Below are 19487 nucleotides of genomic sequence, written 5' to 3'. Positions count from 1 at the left end.
CGATGTCCACCGCGCCGCGCCATCTCATTCTCGTCGAAAGCGTCAGGCGGCCGCTACTCGATTCGCGGGGGCCGGCGCATGACGACCCGCTGTGGAGCAAGCTCCGCGAGGAGGCCGAGGAAGCCTATGAGCGCGAGCCTACCCTTTCGGCGCTGCTGCGCCGCGCCGTTATTGACCGCGCCAGTTTCGAAGACGCCGTGATCCACCGCGTCGCGAGCCGTCTCGCCAGCGATCTCGTCGCGGGCGCCCAGATCATCTCCGCCTTCGGCCGCGCCCTGCGCGATGATCCGGACATCGCCCTCGCCTTCCGCGCAGACATCAACGCCGTGATCGATCGCGACCCCGCCTGCGAACGCTTCATTGAGCCGTTCCTCTATTTCAAGGGCTATCACGCGATCCAGACCCATCGCCTGGCCCATTGGCTCTGGGCCCATGGCCAGAGCGATTTCGCGCTCTATCTCCAGAGCCGTTCGTCGGACGTCTTCCAGACCGACATCCATCCCGCCGCGCGCATCGGCAAGGGCGTCTTTCTCGATCACGCCACCGGCCTCGTGGTCGGCGCGACAGCGGTCATCGACGACGACGTCTCGATCCTGCAGAATGTGACGCTGGGCGGAACCGGCAAGGACTCGGGCGACCGCCATCCCAAGGTGCGACGCGGGGCGATGATCGGCGCCGGGGCCAAAGTTCTTGGCAATATCGAACTCGGGGAGTTTTCGCGCATCGCCGCCGGTTCGGTGGTGCTGCGTCCTGTCCCGGCCTACGCCACCGTCGCGGGCGCGCCCGCGAAAGTCGTCGGCATTTCGCGCAAGAGCGAGCCCTATCGCGACATGGACCAGGTCCTCGGTCAGCTTGCCTACGACTCGTTCACCTTCGAGATCTGAACCGTTCTAATCGCGCAGCGCCTGATCGAGATCGGCGATGAGGTCGGCTGTGCTTTCCAGCCCCACCGACAGGCGGACCACGTCCGGCCCGGCGCCGGCGGCAAGACGCTGCTCGTCGGTCAATTGCCGGTGGGTCGTGCTGGCGGGGTGCAGGATCAGGCTGCGCGTGTCGCCAATATTGGCGAGATGCGAGAACAGGTTTACGCGCTCGACCACCCGCAAGCCCGCCTCATAGCCACCCTTGACTCCGAAGGTGAACACCGCGCCCGGCCCGAGCGGCAGGTATTTTTGCGCCAGCGCCCTGTAGGGGCTGGTCGGCAGTCCCGCGTAAGACACCCATGACACGGCGGGGTGAGCCGCAAGAAATTCCGCCACCGCCCTGGCGTTGGCGACATGGCGCTCCATGCGCAGCGGCAGGGTCTCGATTCCGGTCAGGGTCAGGAAAGCGTTCATTGGCGACAGCGCGGGGCCGAAATCGCGCAAGGCGACCGCCCGCGCCTTGGTCGTGAAGCCGAAATCGCCAAAAGTCTCGACGAAATTGAGGCCGTGATAAGCCGGCTCGGGGCCGGCGAGCGATGGAAATTTGCCGGATTTGGCCCAGTCGAACCTGCCGGATTCGATCAGCGCGCCGCCCAGCGAATTGCCGTGGCCGGCGAGGAATTTCGTGGTCGAATGGCAGATCAGATCAGCGCCCCAATCAAACGGCCGGCACAGGAAGGGCGTCGCCAGCGTATTGTCCACGATCAACGGAATGCCCGCCTCATGAGCCACATGCGCCACCGCCTCGATATCCACGATGATCCCGCCCGGATTGGCAAGGCTCTCGATGAAGATCGCCCTGGTGCGCTCTGTGAGGGCGCGGCGGAAATTATCCGGATCGTTGGGATCGACGAAAGAGCAGGTCCAGCCGAGCTTCTTGAAGCTCAGACCGAATTGCGTGAGCGAGCCGCCATAGAGATTGCGCGAGGCGACAAATTCGTCGCCCGGCTCCAGCAGCGTGAAAAAGGTCAGGAATTGCGCGGCGTGACCCGATGCCGCCGCCACCGCCGCTCGCCCGCCTTCGAGATTGGCGATGCGTTCTTCCAGCGCCGCCACCGTCGGATTGGACAGCCGGCTATAGACATGGCCGAAGCTGTGCATGTTGAAGAGCGAGGCCGCCTGTTCGGAATCCGCGAACACATAGGAGGCAGTCTGGTAGATTGGCGTAATCCGCGCGCCGGTGGTCGGGTCCGGCGCCGCGCCCGCGTGAATGGCGCGCGTCTCGAAACCGAAGGCGCGATCCGCCTTCACAGGCTCCTCAGAAACATTTTCCAGCGGCGGCTTCGGCGCCTGCCGCCGCTTGGCGGAGACGATACCGGAATCGACGCCCGACCAGGACAATTCGCCGCCGAGGCGGCCGAATTCGATCTTAGGGCAGCGGTCCATGATGACCGTCAGTCCGGCTGCCTGCGCCTTGGCGGCGGCCGCGTCATTGCGCACGCCCAATTGCATCCAGACCGCCTTGGCGCCGATGGCGATGGCCTCGTGCACAATGGGCGCGACGGCGTCGGAGCGGCGGAAAATATCCACCATGTCCACCGGCTCGCCGATTTCCGACAGGCGGGCGCGAACCGTTTCGCCGAGCAGGGTCTGGCCGGCGGCTGCGGGATTCACGGGGATCACCCGATAGCCCTTGCCCTGCAAATATTTCATCACGAAGAAACTGGGCCGGTTCCAGTTCGTGCTGGCGCCGACCAAGGCGATCACGTTCACCGAGCGCAGGATGCGGGCAATCAGGGCGTCCGGATAAACGAGGTCCGACATGTCAGCTTCCGGTCCAGACCGGGGCGCGCTTGTCGAGAAAGGCGCCGATGCCCTCCCGCGCGTCCTGCGCCTTCAGGTTTTCAGCCATCACCTCGCGCGTAAAGGCGTAAGCCTCGGCGAGCGGCAGTTCCGCCTGACGATAAAAGGCCTTCTTGCCGATGGCCAGCGTGAGCGGCGATTTCGAGGCGATCTTCCGGGCGAATTCGCGCGTGCGCGCCTCCAGTTCGGCGGCGGGGACGAGTTCGTTGACCAGACCGAAACGCAAGGCGGTCGGGGCGTCGATCAAATCGCCGGAGAGCAGCATCTGCATGGCGTGCTTATGCGCCACATTGCGCGACAAGGCCACCATGGGCGTCGAGCAGAACAGGCCGATATTGACGCCCGGGGTGGCGAAACGCGAATCCTCTGCGGCGATGGCGAGATCGGCGCTCGCGACCAATTGCGCCCCCGCCGCCGTCGCCACGCCATGGACCCGCGCAATCACCGGCTTCGACAGGTTCACGATCGCCTGCATGACCTCGGCGCAAAGGGCGAAAAGCTCGTCCACATAGGCCGGATCGTAATTGCGGCCACGCAATTCCTTGAGGTCATGCCCGGCGCAAAAGGCAGGGCCGGCGCCGGCGAGAATGACTACGCGGGCGCTGGCGTCGGCTTCGATTTCCGCCAATGCCGCGCGCAGGGCGCGCAACATGCCGAGCGACAGGCCGTTGCGGGCGTTGGGCCGGTTGAGGACGAGCGTGACGACGCCCTCGTCGTCGGAGCGGATGAGGAAGGGCTCCTCGGTCATGTCAGTCTCCATTGTTTCGGCGGAGCGTCTATTTCTTGCGCAGAGCCCCAGTCTGATCAACCTTGCGCAAATTGGCCAGTTCTTCCGCCGTCGGCTCGGGAATGAGACGCGCATCCGGCGAAACCCTCAAGTTCCAGCCGGTATTGGCCCTGATTTCCTCGATGCCGGAAAAGGCGAACCAGCCGTTGAGCACGAATTCATTCGTTCCAGGCTCAGGGCGCAGAATGCCGAGCGTGGTGATGATGGCCGAAGGCCCGCCGCCAACAAAATGATGCCGCGCGCGGGAGTCGCCGCCGTCGAGATAGCCCGGCGAGGAAACATAGGTCACCCTTTCGGCGAAGCGCTTTGGCTCATGGGTGACCATGATGATATAGCGCTTGGCGCCGCAGGCGATGTCATTGGCGCCGCCCGCGCCGGGCAGCCGGGTTTTCGGCGGGCGGTAGTGCGGCCCGATCTCGCCGTCCCAGATCCCGGTCGTGTTGACATTGCCGTGTTTGTCGACCTGCGCCGCGCCGATCACGCCAACGTCGCAGCGGCCCGAGGCGACGAGAAATCCCAGCGCATCGAGCGCCGAGGTGAAGCTGGTGGCGTTGGAGGAAATGCGGTTGCATTCGATGCCCCAGGGCAGGCCGCCCACCGGCGTCGCGCCATAGACGCCGCCTTCCGTCATGCTGCGCAAATTGGGCGCGTGATTGGCCTGGGCGAAGAAGCCCGCGAGCATGGACAGGCCGACGCCGAAAATCGCCAGTTCGCCGTCGCGGATCTCGCGGCCGGTGGCGATGGCCATCATTTCCTGACGGCTGTAGTCGAGGGCGGCGCTCATGCGGCGAGCTCCGGAGCTGCCAGACCGGCGACGTCTTCCGGCGGCAGGATCCAGCGCCGATAGGGATCGAGCAGGAAGCTGGAGCTGCCCTGCGACAAAGCCTTCGCCTTGTCGCGTCCGATCAGGTCAAGATAGGAGTCGAGATCGTCATAGCTTTCGACGAATTCGCGGAGATAGGCGGCGGTTCCCTCTTCCGTCGCCAGCGCCATGTTCATGAAGGCCATATGCGATTCGTCGATGTCATACATGCCGGGCGAGCCTTGCGGCCAGGCGGCGAAGGGCCAGTGGACCACAGCCTCGACAATGATGTCAGGAATGCGCACGAGATTGGGAAACTGCCGGATGCAGGCGGGATCGACGATGGCGTCGGCGATCAGCACCACCTTCTTTGCCGCGCGCGAAAGCTCGTAACGGCTCCATTCGGTGCCGAGCATGATGGCGTTGCCAGTCGGATCGGCCAGCGTGACTTGGATCGCGGCGAGATCCGGCCGCAGCGGTTTGAGCGCGCCGAATTCCCTGCCGGTGAAGGGATCGACCACGGCGGGGATCTTGGAGCGCGCGGGATAGTCGTCGGGCGCGAAGGCGCTGCGGTCCTGCAGGTCGGAGCCGATATTGACCGTCGCCGGGACGAAGGGCCAGTTCAGCGCGCCGCCGAGAAAGCGCAGCGCCATCGACAGGTTGGAATAATCCTCCAGCGCAAGCTGGCCATTCTCGACCGCGCGGCGCAGGCCATTGGCGAAGCCGAACACTTCGAGCGCGGAGAAGCCGCATTCGGCTTTGGTCACCGCGCCGGCGGCGGCGAGCAGGTTGAGCTGCTGGCTGTTGCAATGGAAGATGGCGTGCAGGTCCTTGTGCTTCTGCCGCAGCAGTTCGCGGCCGAAAATCACCGCGTCCGAGCCAACCGGCAGCGCGGCGCCGCTCGCATATTGCATGCCGTCCCAGGCGAAGCGGCGCGCCGCCTCGCTGAGCGAAATCAGTTTGCTGGTCATGGGTTTTGATTGTCTCTCGTCCGGGCCGCGCGCTTACCAGGAAGCGTCGAGGCCGAGCAAAGTGAGGATTTCCCGGCGGCGCGCCACGAGGTCGGGGTCGTCGCGATGGCGGGGATAAGGCTTGTCGATGCGAATATCGGCCTTGATCGAGGCCGGGCGCGCACTGAACACGACGACGCGCGTCGCCATCAGCAGGGCCTCTTCGATGTCATGGGTGACGAGCAAAGCGGTGAAGCCCGCGCGCCGCCAGAGATTGACGATCTCGCCCTGCATGGAGAGCCGCGTCAGTGAATCCAGCTTGCCGAGCGGTTCGTCGAGAATCAGCAGATCCGGGTCGTTGACCAACGCCCGCGCCAGCGCGACGCGCTGCGCCATGCCGCCGGACAATTGATGCGGAAACGCCTTGGCGAAATTCTCCAGCCCGACGAGGCGCAAGGTCGCGTCGATCCGGGCGCCGCTGGTCTTGAGCAGCCCCTGCGCCTCCAGTCCCAGCGAGACATTGTCGCGGACATTGCGCCAGGGGAACAAGGTCGGGTCCTGGAACACCACGACACGCGACGGGTCGGGTCCCGCAATGCGCTGGCCATCGGCGGCGACCTCGCCTTTGGTCGGCGGCTCAAGCCCGGCGACGAGCCGCAGCAGCGTGGATTTGCCGCAGCCCGAGGGTCCGAGCAGCGCGACGAATTCGCCGCGCGCCGCCGTCAGGCCCACATTCTCCAGCACCGGCAGAGGCGCGCCTTCGAGATCGAAACTGTGCGACACGTCGCGGATGGCGATCTCGACGCCCGCCGAAGCCGGGGCGGTTTTCAGAGCGGCGCTTACCATTTCACGTCGGCCTTCTGATAGGACAGCACGCGGTCGCGCAGCTTGAACAGCAATGTCACCAGCCCCGAACACATCAGCGACATGATCAGCAGCGCCGCATACATATTGGCGTAGGCGGCCCAGCCCTGCGCCCATTGCAGGTAAAAACCGAGGCCCGCCTTCACGCCCATCATCTCCGCCGTGACCAGCACGGCGAAAGACGCGCCCAGACCCATGAACAGCCCCACGAAGACATGCGGCAAAGCGGCGGGAATAGCGACCTTGAAGATCAGGAAAACGGGGCTCGCGCCGAGCGTGCGCGCCACGTCATAATAGGCCATGTTCACGCTGGCGACGCCCGACCAGGTCAGGATCGCGACCGGGAAAGCCGTGGTGAGGCCGATGAGAAAGATCGACGCGCTCCAGCTCGACGGAAAGGCGAAAAAGGCGATGGGCAGCCAGGCGATCGCCGGCAGCGGGCCGATCAGCCGCATGACCGGATGCGCCCAATAGCCGAACGCCCTTGACCAGCCGAGCAGCACGCCGATCACGAAGCCCGCGCTCGCGCCAGCGGCGAAGCCCAGCATTTCAAGCCTGATCGAGGCCGCGACGCTTTCCGCGAGCTTGGCCCAGTCGTCGACAAAGACTTCGAGCATGGCGTGAGGCGGAGGGAAGAAAGGCTGCGGCAACAGCGTGGATTTCGCCGTCGCCGCCTGCCACAACGAAAAGAATAGGCCCAGCACGAGAAACCACGGCGTCGAGCGCCGCAGGCGTTTCGCCGCGCGGGGCCACAAGCCGCCGAACAACCCGCCTGCTGCCAGCAGACCGCCGAAGATCGCGGCGGCCCAGGCCAATTCGGGGCCGCGTCCCCAATCGCCGATATCAGGCCAGCGCAGGGTCAGGAAAGCGAAGCCGAGCCAGACGGCGCCGGCGGCGAGCGCCAGAGCCGACTGCCCGAGCGAGGCGCGTGAGGCGAAGGCCCCGAACGCGGCTTCATCCGGCGCGCCGCGCGCCGCATCGAGGGAGGCGAGAGACATGGCGAGCCCTCAGCTCAACACGTCGACATAGATGCGCTCGGCATATTTCGCCGGGTCGGTCGTGGGCTTGAAGATCGAGATGAGCTTCAGCTCCTCGGCATAGGCGGCCAGCTCCTTCTTGAGGTCGGCTCCTGCGGGATGGTGATGATGGGTGTGGTATTTCGCCAGCGTGACGAGATCGGCGAGTTCGATCTTGCCCGGCGCATAGGGGACATAGGTCGCAGCCGCTTCTTCCGGGTGATGCGCGGCGAATTCCGCCGCCTCGACCAAGGAGCGTGCGATGGCGGCGGCGGTCGGCTTGTCGTCGCGGATCAGGCTGCCGCGCACGCCGACGATGCAGCAGACGCGGTTCGCATATTCGCTGTCCAGATTGCTCGACACCTCGCGGAAGGCGCCGTCCTTCTGGAACAGGAAGGTGATCGGGTCGTTATCGGCCAACGCATGGGCCTCGCCCTTCTCAACCGAAACGCGCAGCAGCGGGCCCGGGAATTGCTTGAACTCGACGTCGGTCTGCGGGTCCAGCCCCGCCTTCTTCAGGCGGATCGAGAAGAAATTCTTGCCCGGCGAATTCATGTCGCTGACCGCGATGATCTTGCCCTTGAGGTCCTTCAGCTCCTTGATGTCGGAACTCGTCGGCGCGAGCAGGCGCAGGCAGCCGCCATGGGTGCTGGCGATGATCTTGACGTCAAAGCCCTGCTCCATCGGCTTGAGCCAGCGCAGGGCCATGCCGGCGGCGGCGTCGGCCTTGCCGGTCGCGAGAGTTTCCAGCAATTGATCGGTCGAGCCGGAATAATTGATCAGATCGACGTCGAGACCATTGCGGGCGAAGAAGCCTTTTTCTTTCGCCACCGTGACGCCGACCAGACACGGCGCGCCGGCGTTCCAAGCGAAGGAGATCTTCTTCAGCGGGCCGGTCGCGGCGGCGGAGTCGGTCGCGGCGGTCTTGCAGATCGGCAGGTCGCCGATCAGGGGAACGGCGATTTTCGGCGTGGCGAACACCTTGGAGACGCCGAGGCCGAGCGGCGCGGCCGCGCCGACCGTCGCCGCGCCGACAAGAAAGGCGCGGCGCGACCGCGTTCCGGCGCCATTGTTCTGATCTGTCATGCGATTTTCCTTTCGGTCCCGCGCCTCAAGGCTTCGCGCGACCGCGTTGCAAAAACATGCTTAGCCCTTCGCCCCGACAAGGAAGCGGGAGGGCCATCCGTTGCCACCTTTATATAGTATATTAAATTTATCGACAAGATGCTCTTAAGGCGCGACGGTTGGCGTTGCGGGCCTGGGTCAGCTTTCTACGGCCTTTACAAACCGGGAGTCATTCGCCGACAAAAGCCTTGGCCTTCAACCGAAACCGGCGCATTTGCGCTATGCTGGAGCCGCCCGCATGATCGGTCTATTGGCGAGGAGCGCGTAAAATGACGAGCTGGCATTCGCAATTGGCATGGCTGCCGACCGACGCGCCGCAAAACCCTTTTCCGTTCGCCGTGCTCGATTGCCGCGCTGCTTGCGCCGCCCTTGCCGAAGCCACCGGCCCCATCGTCGACTCGCAGGGCCTGACCGCGATCGAGGACATGGTCCGCTCCTCGCAATCAACGCCGCTCCCGACCGACAGTTTGAGCGCGAATTGCTCGATCCGGATTCACCTGCGCGAACCGCCCTCGGCGCTGACGAGTTTCGCCACGGGCGAACATGGCGACAAGTGGATTTTCCATATGTTGCCGCGCAACATCGTGGCGCGCCGCCGTTGGACCGGGCAGACGATTCATGTCGCGGAATTCGAACTCGACGGCGAACTTCTGACGATCACCCATGTCGCCAGTCAAAAAGACTTCGTCCACGGCAGCGCCGATTACGCCGTCGCCGAAATCGAGTTCCTTTTGCGGAAATATCTGGAAGGCGCCCCCGCTGCCTTCCCGATCCCGCCCGGGCTGAGCGAAAAGGACGGCGTCAGGATCGCCTTGATTGGATGGAAGGCCTATGGGGCCATCGCGGAATTCGGCAGAATTCTTCCCAGGCCCTTTCGTCGCCAGGTTTGATCGAAGCGCCTGATCGAAGTGTAAGCTCAGACGGCGCCGGTTTCCTGCGCGACGTCCGAGCCTTCGATGACAATGTGGAGGACTTCGGGAGGAACGCCGATTCGCACAGGCCACCAGGAACATCCCAGGCCGCCGGAGACGATCAGATGGCGGCCTTCGTCGGTGTAATGCCCGTAATTATAAACGAGGCTCAGGTGCGACGGGGCGACAATCGGCCGGCCGAGCAGACGGACTTGCCCGCCATGGGTATGGCCCGAAAGGGTCACCGCGACGCGGTTCGGAACCTGTGGGAAGATATCGGGTTCATGCGCCAGCAGGATAACAGGCGAGTCGTCTGAAACCTTGCTCAGGGTCAGGTCGAGATCGTGGACGCCGGGGCCCGCCGAACTGCGCAAGCTTCGTCCGTGAAGAAAAGCCTGCTGATCGCCAAGACCGGCGATCCAGTATCCGCTTCCGCCCTTGTCGAGTTTGAAGCAGTCGTTTTCGAGCACGGGAATGCCCGCGCGCTCCAGCGCGATGCGCGCCCCGATCGGGCCGCGCCCCCTCAATTGCGCGCGTTCGTCCTCCCACCAATCGTGATTGCCGAGAACCGCGAACACGCCGGCCGGCGCGCGCAGCGCCCCAAGGGCGCCCGCCCAGTCCGCATCGGGCACGACCGCCGTGATCTTCTTGTGTCCGGCGACATAATCGCCGAGCAGCACGACGGCGTCGGCGCCCAGAAGGTTGGTCACATGCACGACCTGCTCGATCTGCCCGACCGTCATCCACGGATCGCAAGCGTGGAGATCCGCGATCACGGCAAGGGACAGCCGCAGCTGCGGCGGCCAGCCCTCGGGCGAGATGCGGTAGCGGGTGATGCGCGGGAGAAGCAAGGGTTCTATCGCCACGGCGTTGACCGCAGTCGCCGCCCCGACAAGTCCGACCGCAGCGAGCGAGGTCGCCGCGATCAACTGGCGTCGATTCAGCAGCCGCCCGCCGCCTGTCGGCCTGCGCAGTTCCGCCTCGAACGCATTCCCTTCATTTCGGCCTGCCGTGAATTGCTCGCCCGACCCTTGGCGAGACGATCTGTCAGGCATGCGTCATCGACTCCGCGCCGCCATCCATCGTCGCCAATTCCTCCGCGCCGGCTGCGGTGACGCAAGTCGCCTGCAACTGCGTCTGGAGATGATCGGCAAGGCGATGCGCCAACGCCATCAAGGTCAGCGTCGGCATGTCATTCGCGCAGGTCGGGAAAACCGAACTTCCCGCGACATAGAGATTTTGCATTCCGTGAACCCTGCAATTGGCGTCGACGACGCCTTCAGAGGGATTTTCGCTCATGCGCGTCGTCCCCATATGGTGCCAGACCCATCGCGGCGTTTCGAATTTCTGGTTGGCGAGCGGGCCGCCCGAACCTTCGACGAAGGCGTTCAAACCGTTCTTGCGCAACGCGTCGACAATCAATTCCTGCGTGACGTTCAGCGTGTGCTGCGCCAGGGACGTCAACCGCCAATCCAGTTTTACGCGCGGCAAGCCCAGGGCGTCCGTCCGGTCGTCGAGCAGCACCCGGCTGTCCGGATTGGGCTCCGGTTCGAGAATCGTCAGGAATTGCCAATGATTGCTCCGTCCGGCGATGGAGCGCAGATGGGCAATCGCCGCCGCTGCGGCATTCGGGACGTCGCCGATGATTTTTTTCCCTCTCAAGACAATGTCGGACGGAATGCGGCGCCGCGTCGCCCAGAGTACGACTTCGCGCAACTCCCGCCCGCCATCGCGTTCGCCTTGCGGCGCAACGGGCAAAATCCAGGTCCGAGAGGCGAGCGTCCTCTCGCGTTTTTGAGCGGCTTCGCTGAGCGCAATGCCCGCGCCAAACAGCGGAGCGGCCCCCGGCGGCGGCACGCCATAACGCCTCTGGCCGACGCCGTGAGTCGGGTTATAACGTTGCAAAATGGCAGCATTGCGAACCGAATTGATCTGGCCCCAGGCGTAGCGCGGATGGTCCATGAAGCAGCGCCCGACCCATCCGCCGCCGTTGCCGAGTCCGCTGGCCACGGTCTGGTTGGAGAGCAGCATCAATCTCGCGTTTTCAATGCCGCCGCTGGCGATCACCGTGAAGCGCGCCGAGACGCGATGTCGCCGCCCATCGAGCGTGGCGAACCGAACCGCGGTCGCGATGCGCCCGTCGGAATCCGTTTCGATTTGCGTGACGTTCGCATGCAGGATCACCTGCACATTGGCTGACGCCTCGATGCTTTCCAGGAATGTTTCGGAGAGATGCGGAGCCGTGCTCAGGGCGACCGGGTCATTGACGCAGTCGCCGCCCAGCGGCAGGCAATCCGCGGATTTCCCGTCTGCCCGCGCGAGCTGCTCGAGGTCCGGCGGCAACATGACGCTCGCCAGCGCCCTTTCGTAATAGGGATCGAGATGGCCTTTCGCGATCGGCCAGCCGCTGTGCTGAACCCAGTCGCGTTTCTCGAGGTCGAACTGGCTGAACGTCTTGCACCAGCCCGCCCAGCCGCGCCGATCCGTGCTGCCGCCAAAAATTCGCACCCGGCAAAGATCCAGCGGCTCATAGCGCAGGCCGATATTCTCGCCGCGGCAGAGCGCCTGCGTTGAGCTTTCATAGGTCAGCCCTCCGCTTTCGAGAATGACGACCTTGACGGCCTTGTCGAGGAAATTCGTCGCCAGCGAAATGCCGGCGGCGCCGGCGCCGATAATCAGGATATCGGCATCAATGGATGTGTTGTCCGGGAGTGTTTTGGCGTCTTCGATCATGGCTGCCCCCTGTCCTCTTGCTGACGAACGAACTTGTGGCGGGTTCGAGCCGTGGTCATGAGGCCGGCGCTGTCCTGAAGCGCGAGCCACACCGGACTCCCATCATTGTGGATGTCGAATTGATCGTGATCGTCCTGCGGATATTCGTTGCTGTCCTGGCGCGAAACCAGCCGCCAGACCAGCCAGCCGGCGCAGCGGTCGTCCGCGGCGATCCGGGCCAGCCAGTTGCGATAGATTTGCGGCCGCTCCGGGTCGGACCGGGGGACGCCGAATTCTTCCAGAATGACCGGCTTGCCGTAGGAAACGGCGTAGGCGCAATATTGCGATATCTGATCCGCGAATTGCCCGGCGGAAATTTTCTGATAGCTGGCGTAGCCATGCCAGGTGCCGAAATCGACCTGGGGCAAGCGCAGCTCGGCCAGTTTGTACTGGAGGCTGGACTGTCCGCTGGCGAGCAGATGGCGGCTGTCGAGCGACTTGACGAAAGCCGCCATTTCCAAGACCCAGCCGTTGAACACCGAAAAGGGCTGGATGTCCGGCTCGTTCGCGAGCTCCCAGGCGAAAATCGTCGGGTCGTCCCGGTAAATCACCTTGGACAGGCTGTTGCGCCGCGTGACGATCGCCTGAACCAGCCGCTTGTAATCGGCCTTGGCGCGCGCATCCTCCGCGAAAAAGCGATCGTCGCCCTTGTTGCCATACCAGGCGCTGATCTGCCGCGAGCCGCCGGTATAGGCCCAGTAATCGACGAAGGCGACGATCAGGCGCAACTTGCGCTTCGACGCTTCCTTGACGACGAAATCGAGGCGCCGGAGACCATTCGCGCCTTCGTTGATCTCCATCGCCTGCGTCCTGGGATTGAACGAGGCCATATAGACGCCATTGACGCCGAGATTGCTCGAATCCGCCTTGCTGTTCCAATTGAAGACATTGGCGACGCTTCCATCAGTAGATCCGATGATCGGCGAGACGAAAATGCGCACGACATTGGCGTTCATCGCGGCGGCGTCATCGAGCACGCGCGTGACTTCGACGCGAGAGCCATAGGTCAGGTAATGGTTGTTCACGCCGGCGACGCGGAAGGTCTTGCCGTTCAGCACGAATTCATGGCCGCTGCGGGTCACGAAACCGCGCGATCCCTTTTCCGGCGCTTTCGCCTTGGGCGCCGCCGCGACGTTTTGGCCGGCGGACAGCCAGGCGAAAAGCCCCAGCCAGAGCAAATGGGAGACCGTCGCGCCTCGCGACATACGGCCATGTTTGGGAGAAGCCCTCATCGGGGCTTCTCCAACCCCTGCGAAGCAAAATACTCGGACCCCGCCGCCGCCGTCGCAACCGCATAAGCCGGTTGCGGCGCGACGCGCGGCGCAAGTCCCTGGGCCGTCGCGCCAATCCGCAAGGCGCGAAAGACGACGGGGGCCATGGCCGTGGTTTCGATCAGGAGGCCCAGCAGCCAGCCGAGCGTCAGGTCGTGCAGGTCGCCGCCTCGGCCGCCGAACAAAGCGCCGCCGAGTTCCAGAGCGCAGCCCAGCGACACCAGAACGCTGGCGCTCAGCATCTGATTGCGGACCCGCTGGATCGCAACATAGTGATATTTGATCGCGATCAGGAAGAAGCTCAATCCGAGCAGCCGGAAGCTGTCGGCTGCGACCGCCGCATAGGCCGGCGAAAACAGGCTCAGGATGAATTCCGCGCCAATCCAGCAGACCGCCGCGACGACCAGGCCGATGGCCATGGACACGCCGAGCGACGTGCGAATGCGCCCGGCCAACTCGGTCGGGTTGTTCGCGCCGACGGCATAGACCACCGTGGCCAGCGAGGCCGGCGCGAGATAGGCCACGTTGATAAGCGTCCAGGAGGCGTAAAAGGCGGCGTTGATCGATGGCGAGAGCACCACCGTGACCAGAAACGGCAACAGCAGGCTCGGCGCGAGATTGGCCATGTTCAGCCCGTGATGGCTCAGCACGTCGCCAAAATGAGACCCGAGCAGATGGAAATCGGGACGGCCCACGACCGCCTCCGCGCTTTTGCGCCGGAACGCCGCGAGCAGGACAATCGAGGCCAATTGGCCGCCGAACCAGGTCAGGAAGATGGTTTTTTCGTCGAGGCCGGCGGCGCCGAGCAGCAGCGGCGCCCCTGCGAGCAGAATGAGCTTCGTCACGGCGAAGGCGACATTGCGCGACACCTGCAACTGGCTGCGCATGAGGCCGACCAGCGACTGATCGAGAACCAGCGTCAGGCCCGTCAGGCCGCAGGCCAGGATGAAGACGACGGCGCCGCTGGAGCTGGCGATCTCGCCGAGCGACACCTTGAAAACGGCGTTGAGCGCGAGATAAACGAGGGCGAACAGGGCCGAGAATGCGCAACTCAGCGATAGGCCGGCGGTGATGAAATTTCGCGCGCGGGGGCCCTGGCTGCGCGCCTTACCCATCAGCAGCGCGCCGAGCCCCACCTCGCCAAGATGGCCGATGAAATTCATCAGCGAGATCGCCGCCGCGGCATAGCCGACCGCCTCGGCGGGAAAACTGCGCGCCGCCAGAAACCAATAGAAGAAGCCGAGCGCCGCGGAGATTCCGGTGCCCAGCGACAGCAGCGCGGCGTTGAACAGCAGCGCGTGCTGAGCGCCCAGCGCAGTGCTGAGCCGGCCCCGAGCATAACCGGCCCCGGCGCATCCCAGACCCAGCGCAACCGCTCCGGCCCGACCCATTCCCGCCGGGTCCATGCGGCGCGCGACGTCGCCGAGGTTTCGCATGACCGAACGCGTCAGCGTTTGCGCGACATAGGCGCGCTCGCTCGCAAGGGAACGCTCGCTTCCGGCCAGCGTGCTGAGGCGGGCCTTGGACATCCCTTCGGCGTAACAACGTTTGGAGAAATAGGACGCGGTCAGCCGCGCGGCGGGGACCTTGTGCAGAATGCGCGCGGCCGGCTCATGGATGAAATGACCTCCAGTTTCCTTGGTGGCGCGAATGCAGAATTCGGTTTCCTCGCAGCCGTGCGGCAATCCCTTTTGCGAGCGTCCGAGGCTGGCGTCGAAGCCGCCGACCCTGTCGAAAATATCGCGGCGCAGGCACATCGCCGCGCCGAGAAGATTGCGGGTCGGGCCGGGCTGCAATCCCTCGTAGGAGCAGCCCACGACCCAGAGAAATTCCGACGGAAACCAGCGCGGGCGGGCGGCCAGAAGGGCCGGCTCGATATGCGCGCTGGCGCCGATCGCGCCGGCCTCAACGCAACTGCGCGTCAACAGCGCGACGCAATCCGGCGCCGCGACGGCGTCGTCGTCGAGAAAGAAAATGAAGTCGCCCCCGGCCTGAGCGACGCCCGAATTTCGCGCGCCCGACAGTCCGGGATCGAAGACATTCTCGATCACGATGATCTCATCCGCGAGGCGGCTTCGGATTTCCACCTTGAGGTCCGGATTATGATCGACCACCACGATGATTTCGGCGAGCCGAGGCTGCTGGCTTTCGAGCGACTGAACCGCCTCGACGACGTCGTTCAACCGGTCGAACGTATAGGCGCAGACGACGGCGCTGACTTGTGGCGGCTGTGAGGTCATGGTTTTGATTCCCGATGCCTGAACGACGAAATCATGGCGGCGGCGTCAGCGCCGTCACGATTGATGCGACATGTGCGCGACGCGCGCTGCGCCGCCTCCAGGCTGCCGGACCTTGTTCGGGCTGCCATAGATCGTCTCGATCTTGGGCACAACCGACCTGGCCTTGAAGGTTTCCGCCCTGGCGAGGGCGCCCTCCTCCAGCCTTCTTCGCAGGTCCGGGGAGTCGATCAGCAGTTGCATGGTCTCGGCCAGCGAGCCGGCGTCGCTCGGCACGACATGCAAGCCGCTGCGGCCGTGTTCGACCAGCTCCGCCAGCCCGCCGTGATTGGCGGCGATCATGGTCTTGCCGACCACATTGGCTTCCATCACAATGGTGCCGCACGGCTCAATGAATGTGGAAGGCGCAAGGCCGAACAGGCATCTCTGCCAGGCGTGCATGACCGCGTGATGCGGCCAACTTTCAAACAGGAAGACGTTCGGAGGGAGTTCGTTCGGCGTCCCCGGCGTGCGCCTTCCGATCAGCACCAGCGGCGGCGCCCGCTCCAGCCGCGCATAGGCCTGGAGCAGAATATGCACGCCCTTGTGGCGGTTCAGATCGCCGACGAAGAGCAGGTAGCCGTCGGGCGGAAGCTGGCGCAATCTCGGATCGATCGAGGCCGGAGGGGAGCCCAGATCGTCCGGGATGAAAGTCGGGATCACGCTATACGGGGTCGAACCGTCGACCAGCCCCGATTTTTCCGCGACCGCGTGGCTGACCGCTATAAAATTATCGACGCCGCGGTGAAGCAGCGGCTTGGTGAGGAAATGCGCGGCCGCCGTGACCTGTCCCTTGACGAGGCCGAAATGCGCGCCCGCGCAGGAAAGGCATTTAGCCACCCCCGGTCCGCTGCAATAGTCGCCATTGCGAAGAAGAGTCTTGATCGAACAGGTGAAGCTGTAATCATGCAATGTCGACACGAGCTTGGCTTTGTTGGCCAGCTTCAGCGGCAGATATTGATGGATCATCCAGTTATGGCCGTGGACGACGTCCGGCTTGAATTTCGAAACCAGCCGGCTGAGGCGAAATGTCAGCTCCGGATCCGGGAAGGGCGGCGCATGCGGACGCTCCTCTTCGCTGAACAGCGCCGAGGCTCGCTGCATCGAGCCTTGCAGGCTGTGAACGGCGACGCCGTTCAGATATTCGACCGGCGCGCGATCCGGGTGGGGCATGGTCGCGACCGCCACCTGGTGGCCGCGGGCGACCAGCGCTTCGCTCAGCGAAAAGACATGCCGCTCTTCGCCGCCGATCACCGGCGGAAAGAATTGGGCGAGCATCAAGACACGCATTACCGCACCCCCACTGTTGGCTTGGACAAGGAAACGCGGCGGTAAAGGACTGGCTGTGATCCATTCCGAAAGAGCCGCGCTTCAATTCGCTGTTCGGGACTGGCTTCGTCGTCGGGCGCCGTCATCTGCTCGACAATCTGTTCATTGTCGGCAAGAACCAGATTGGTGTGGCGCGCGACGATCTTGCCGTTGAGCGTCAGCTCGAGATCGTAGCTAACCGTCTGCCTTTCCTTGTTGTGGACGCCGATGACGACCCGGTGATGGTCGCGGCCGTCGTAGGGTGTGATCCAGAATTCCGTATAGGCGAACTGCTGGTGCGCGAGAGCGCCATTGCGGGCCGTCACAAGCGCAAACGCGACCAGCCCGCACACCGTCAAAAGGCTCGCCGCCTGATAGGGATTGATGGCGAGCCGACGCCGGGGCGCTCCCTCGGGCGCCGCTTGCGCGTCAGCGGCGTTGCGACGCGACAGCAGCCAGGCCCCAAGGCAGAAGGCGGGCAGCAGAAGCGCCCATCCTGAAGGCGCGAGGGCGTTGAACCTGTGCAGGACCAGCGCCAGGATGATGACCAAGGCGACACTCACGCCAAGCGTCAGTATGGCGCTTTCAAAACTGGGCATGGGCTGGGGCCGGACGTTTTGCAGCAGCAGAAATCCCGGCAGGACGAAGACCAGGGCGACGGCAAGAGCCGGCCTGAAGCCGAAATAGACAAGCGCGATCGCGCCGGCTGCGGCGACGAGCCAGCCAAGAACATAAGGGGTCGCGGCGGCGTTACGGTCGTCCACTGAGCGCCCTCACGTCATAGATGATCGAATAGCCGTTATCGAAGATGCGGTTCACGCCCTCGATGGAGTCATATTTGAACGTCGCGGCGGGCAGAGGCGGCGCGTCGAGCATCTCGTCGGCGCGCGCGCCGTCGAAATAGGCCCCGACGACCGGCCGTCCCGTGGTCAGGCGCAGGTCCGCGAAGAGATATTCCATTCCCAGCTTGCGAATGACGTCCAGCTCCTCGTCGCCGAAGGTCGGCGCGGCCAGCGTGACGCCGGCGTCATAGCCGTGCTGGAGCGTCGTCGAGACAAGCTGGCGCCCGAAGCCGGCAAGCAGCAGACGGTTGACGCGATCGGCGGCGAAACGATTGCCGGGGCCGAGCCATTCCTTGGTCCATTCCGCCGCGCGGATGCCCATGGGCTCGATCGAGGCGCCGTCCGCCGAGACCTGATAGCGCGCGGGCACCAGAATGCGCGGACCTTCCGAGCTGATGATTCCGCCGATCAGGATGACCGTCATCGCTGCGCCGATCACGGCGGCGCGCAGGACATTGCCAGATTTTCCCTGCAACAGGCTCGTTACGCAGATCGCGAGCACGAGGCCGACGCCGAGGAAGGCAAAAGGACCGATGCGATTGCCGATTTCCCATCCGCTTCGGGTCATTCGGAAAACCATGCTGACCGGATAGCCGATGGTGATGAGCGTCAGCAGGATGTGCCGGCTGTTGCTCCAGCAAAAGATCGCCGGCCATGACGAGGGACTGCGGCGGCTGAAAAGCCCCGCCCAGGACAGGCTGCGAAAGAACCCCAGCGCCAGCCCCACGCAGATGAAGCCGACCGATCCCAGCGTCAGGACCCTTTGCCAGAGCGGCGCCACGACGCCATCGTCGCCGGTGAATAATTTGCGGTTCGACTCGCCCAGATGCAGGATGAATTGCGACACTTCCCGAAGCCCGTTCTGGAAGACAGGTCCGAGATAGCCGGCGCCCGGATTGCCCATCGCTTTCGACCACAGCACGGGAACGAGCACCGCCAGCGCCGCCGTGACGCCGCAGCGCCACAAGGTCCCCTTGCCCGGATCGCGCCGGATCGCCTCGACGAGGAAAAAGCCGAGCAGCAGGAACCCCAGCGCATAGGCGGTGACATGATGCGTCATGGACAGGGCGAAGAGGGCGACCAGGAACAGCGGCAGGCGCAAGAGCCAGCGGCCGCCATCGTCGCCAAGCCTCAGATCCAGCAGCAGCGCCAGGGTCAGGAGGAACATGGCGAGGCTGGCGTAAGAAAAATTCGTGTCGAAAAAGACGAAGGTGGACGAACCCATGTAAAACAGGCAGCCGAGCGCCGCGACGCGGGCCGAGCCCGAGATCCGTTCGTAGATAAGGAACAGCGCGCCGATGAACAGGGAGCGCGCAACCATCAGCACGAGGATCGCAGACGCGAAGAACGACAGACCGGAGAGATTGGCGAAGGCCGTCGTCACGATTTCGAGGCCGGGATAATAGGGGCCTATGGGAAACAGCACATTGGCCGCAAACAGATGTCGGTCTTCCATGATCTGCTGCGCGCCGACCCAATGGAGATATTCGTCATGGCCTACGAAGACGACGGGCGCCCGGATGACGCGCAACGCGAACAGGCCGAGCGTGACGATCATCACATTGGCGATGCGTTCCGTTCGCGAAACATTCACCAGGACGAGCCGCGCCGCGATGGGCGCGAACATCAGGGCGATGGAGCAATAAAACCCGGGGACGGCCCATGACTGGCCGACCCGGCTGGCGTTCGCCGCGCAAGCCGCAAGCACGAGCGCCGCAGCCACATTGATCGCCAGCAATTGGGGCCAGATCAGCCCGCCGGAATCGATCTGCGCATCCGCCTCGGGCTGAACCGCGCCAATGCCGAGCCACCGCATTATCAGCCGCCAGACGCCAGA

Annotated in this window: 16 protein-coding genes and 1 pseudogene; 2 read left to right on the top strand and 15 right to left on the bottom strand. The window is 64.3% G+C overall.

Annotated features, from left to right (window positions below; genetic code table 11):
- Nucleotides 1-2: 2 nt before the first annotated feature.
- Nucleotides 3-884 (top strand): serine O-acetyltransferase, encoded by an 882-nt coding sequence (gene cysE / locus QM467_RS00295; RefSeq protein WP_283364280.1) that lies wholly within the window; start codon nucleotides 3-5, stop codon nucleotides 882-884.
- A 6-nt stretch (nucleotides 885-890) separates the two neighbouring features.
- Here the strand turns inward: cysE and QM467_RS00290 are convergent, their stop codons facing one another.
- From QM467_RS00290 to QM467_RS00255, 8 genes and pseudogenes are all read right to left on the bottom strand, one after another.
- On the bottom strand, nucleotides 891-2174 hold the full coding sequence (locus tag QM467_RS00290; RefSeq protein ID WP_283364729.1) for an O-acetylhomoserine aminocarboxypropyltransferase: 1284 nt from the start codon (nucleotides 2172-2174) through the stop codon (nucleotides 891-893).
- Between the two features lie 123 nt (nucleotides 2175-2297).
- Nucleotides 2298-2687 (bottom strand): annotated as a pseudogene (locus QM467_RS00285) (CoA-binding protein); the annotation flags it as partial.
- Nucleotide 2688: 1 nt separating this feature from the next.
- Nucleotides 2689-3474, bottom strand: coding sequence for an enoyl-CoA hydratase (locus QM467_RS00280; protein ID WP_283364279.1), 786 nt, complete (start codon nucleotides 3472-3474; stop codon nucleotides 2689-2691).
- A gap of 28 nt (nucleotides 3475-3502) precedes the next feature.
- Nucleotides 3503-4297: a CoA-transferase subunit beta gene (locus tag QM467_RS00275; RefSeq protein ID WP_283364278.1), complete on the bottom strand. Its 795-nt coding sequence runs from the start codon at nucleotides 4295-4297 to the stop codon at nucleotides 3503-3505.
- Entirely contained in the window at nucleotides 4294-5286 is a 993-nt protein-coding gene (locus QM467_RS00270; RefSeq protein ID WP_283364277.1) for a CoA transferase subunit A, read from the bottom strand. Before QM467_RS00270 ends, QM467_RS00275 begins: the two co-directional genes overlap by 4 nt.
- A 33-nt stretch (nucleotides 5287-5319) precedes the next feature.
- On the bottom strand, nucleotides 5320-6111 hold the full coding sequence (locus tag QM467_RS00265; RefSeq protein ID WP_283364276.1) for an ABC transporter ATP-binding protein: 792 nt from the start codon (nucleotides 6109-6111) through the stop codon (nucleotides 5320-5322).
- Nucleotides 6105-7127 carry an ABC transporter permease gene (locus QM467_RS00260; protein WP_283364275.1) on the bottom strand — a complete coding sequence of 341 codons (1023 nt, stop codon included), beginning with the start codon at nucleotides 7125-7127 and terminating at the stop codon, nucleotides 6105-6107. Before QM467_RS00260 ends, QM467_RS00265 begins: the two co-directional genes overlap by 7 nt.
- A gap of 9 nt (nucleotides 7128-7136) precedes the next feature.
- A complete protein-coding gene (locus QM467_RS00255) occupies nucleotides 7137-8231 on the bottom strand; it encodes an ABC transporter substrate-binding protein (RefSeq protein ID WP_283364274.1) in 1095 nt (364 codons plus the stop codon).
- Between the two features lie 308 nt (nucleotides 8232-8539).
- Here QM467_RS00255 and QM467_RS00250 point away from each other — a divergent pair, with 308 nt between their 5' ends.
- Complete coding sequence (locus tag QM467_RS00250) at nucleotides 8540-9160, top strand: hypothetical protein (RefSeq protein ID WP_283364273.1); 621 nt, start codon at nucleotides 8540-8542, stop codon at nucleotides 9158-9160.
- Between the two features lie 26 nt (nucleotides 9161-9186).
- On the opposite strand, the gene QM467_RS00245 is transcribed toward QM467_RS00250, so the two are convergent.
- Genes QM467_RS00245 through QM467_RS00215 form a run of 7 tightly spaced genes read right to left on the bottom strand, consistent with a single transcriptional unit; the run spans nucleotide 9187 to nucleotide 19466 of the window.
- The gene (locus QM467_RS00245; RefSeq protein WP_283364272.1) at nucleotides 9187-10236 is read right to left on the bottom strand and encodes a metallophosphoesterase; all 1050 of its coding nucleotides are present in this window, start codon (nucleotides 10234-10236) and stop codon (nucleotides 9187-9189) included.
- A complete protein-coding gene (locus QM467_RS00240; protein WP_283364271.1) occupies nucleotides 10229-11914 on the bottom strand; it encodes a GMC oxidoreductase in 1686 nt (561 codons plus the stop codon). The genes QM467_RS00245 and QM467_RS00240 overlap by 8 nt, the downstream gene beginning before the upstream one ends.
- The gene (locus QM467_RS00235) at nucleotides 11911-13185 is read right to left on the bottom strand and encodes a glycoside hydrolase 5 family protein (protein ID WP_283364270.1); all 1275 of its coding nucleotides are present in this window, start codon (nucleotides 13183-13185) and stop codon (nucleotides 11911-11913) included. Before QM467_RS00235 ends, QM467_RS00240 begins: the two co-directional genes overlap by 4 nt.
- Nucleotides 13182-15464 carry a glycosyltransferase gene (locus tag QM467_RS00230; protein ID WP_283364269.1) on the bottom strand — a complete coding sequence of 761 codons (2283 nt, stop codon included), beginning with the start codon at nucleotides 15462-15464 and terminating at the stop codon, nucleotides 13182-13184. Before QM467_RS00230 ends, QM467_RS00235 begins: the two co-directional genes overlap by 4 nt.
- Before the next feature lie 54 nt (nucleotides 15465-15518).
- Entirely contained in the window at nucleotides 15519-16790 is a 1272-nt protein-coding gene (locus QM467_RS00225; RefSeq protein ID WP_283364268.1) for a glycosyltransferase family 4 protein, read from the bottom strand.
- On the bottom strand, nucleotides 16790-17572 hold the full coding sequence (locus tag QM467_RS00220; RefSeq protein ID WP_283364267.1) for a hypothetical protein: 783 nt from the start codon (nucleotides 17570-17572) through the stop codon (nucleotides 16790-16792). Before QM467_RS00220 ends, QM467_RS00225 begins: the two co-directional genes overlap by 1 nt.
- Nucleotides 17559-19466: a glycosyltransferase family 39 protein gene (locus QM467_RS00215; RefSeq protein WP_283364266.1), complete on the bottom strand. Its 1908-nt coding sequence runs from the start codon at nucleotides 19464-19466 to the stop codon at nucleotides 17559-17561. The genes QM467_RS00220 and QM467_RS00215 overlap by 14 nt, the downstream gene beginning before the upstream one ends.
- Nucleotides 19467-19487: the final 21 nt, after the last annotated feature.

The organism is Rhodoblastus sp. 17X3 (assembly GCF_030056575.1).
Classification (GTDB): Bacteria; Pseudomonadota; Alphaproteobacteria; order Rhizobiales; family Beijerinckiaceae; genus Rhodoblastus.
The sequence above is the reverse complement of the archived record's forward strand: the minus strand, read 5'-3'. Positions and strand labels throughout refer to the sequence as shown.

Coding starts and splice junctions, on each gene's coding strand:
- cysE (WP_283364280.1), top strand. CDS start 3: ATGTCCACCGCGCCGCGCCATCTCATTCTCGTCGAAAGCGTCAGGCGG.
- QM467_RS00280 (WP_283364279.1), bottom strand. CDS start 3,474: ATGACCGAGGAGCCCTTCCTCATCCGCTCCGACGACGAGGGCGTCGTC.
- QM467_RS00275 (WP_283364278.1), bottom strand. CDS start 4,297: ATGAGCGCCGCCCTCGACTACAGCCGTCAGGAAATGATGGCCATCGCC.
- QM467_RS00270 (WP_283364277.1), bottom strand. CDS start 5,286: ATGACCAGCAAACTGATTTCGCTCAGCGAGGCGGCGCGCCGCTTCGCC.
- QM467_RS00265 (WP_283364276.1), bottom strand. CDS start 6,111: ATGGTAAGCGCCGCTCTGAAAACCGCCCCGGCTTCGGCGGGCGTCGAG.
- QM467_RS00260 (WP_283364275.1), bottom strand. CDS start 7,127: ATGTCTCTCGCCTCCCTCGATGCGGCGCGCGGCGCGCCGGATGAAGCC.
- QM467_RS00255 (WP_283364274.1), bottom strand. CDS start 8,231: ATGACAGATCAGAACAATGGCGCCGGAACGCGGTCGCGCCGCGCCTTT.
- QM467_RS00250 (WP_283364273.1), top strand. CDS start 8,540: ATGACGAGCTGGCATTCGCAATTGGCATGGCTGCCGACCGACGCGCCG.
- QM467_RS00245 (WP_283364272.1), bottom strand. CDS start 10,236: ATGCCTGACAGATCGTCTCGCCAAGGGTCGGGCGAGCAATTCACGGCA.
- QM467_RS00240 (WP_283364271.1), bottom strand. CDS start 11,914: ATGATCGAAGACGCCAAAACACTCCCGGACAACACATCCATTGATGCC.
- QM467_RS00235 (WP_283364270.1), bottom strand. CDS start 13,185: ATGAGGGCTTCTCCCAAACATGGCCGTATGTCGCGAGGCGCGACGGTC.
- QM467_RS00230 (WP_283364269.1), bottom strand. CDS start 15,464: ATGACCTCACAGCCGCCACAAGTCAGCGCCGTCGTCTGCGCCTATACG.
- QM467_RS00225 (WP_283364268.1), bottom strand. CDS start 16,790: ATGCGTGTCTTGATGCTCGCCCAATTCTTTCCGCCGGTGATCGGCGGC.
- QM467_RS00215 (WP_283364266.1), bottom strand. CDS start 19,466: ATGCGGTGGCTCGGCATTGGCGCGGTTCAGCCCGAGGCGGATGCGCAG.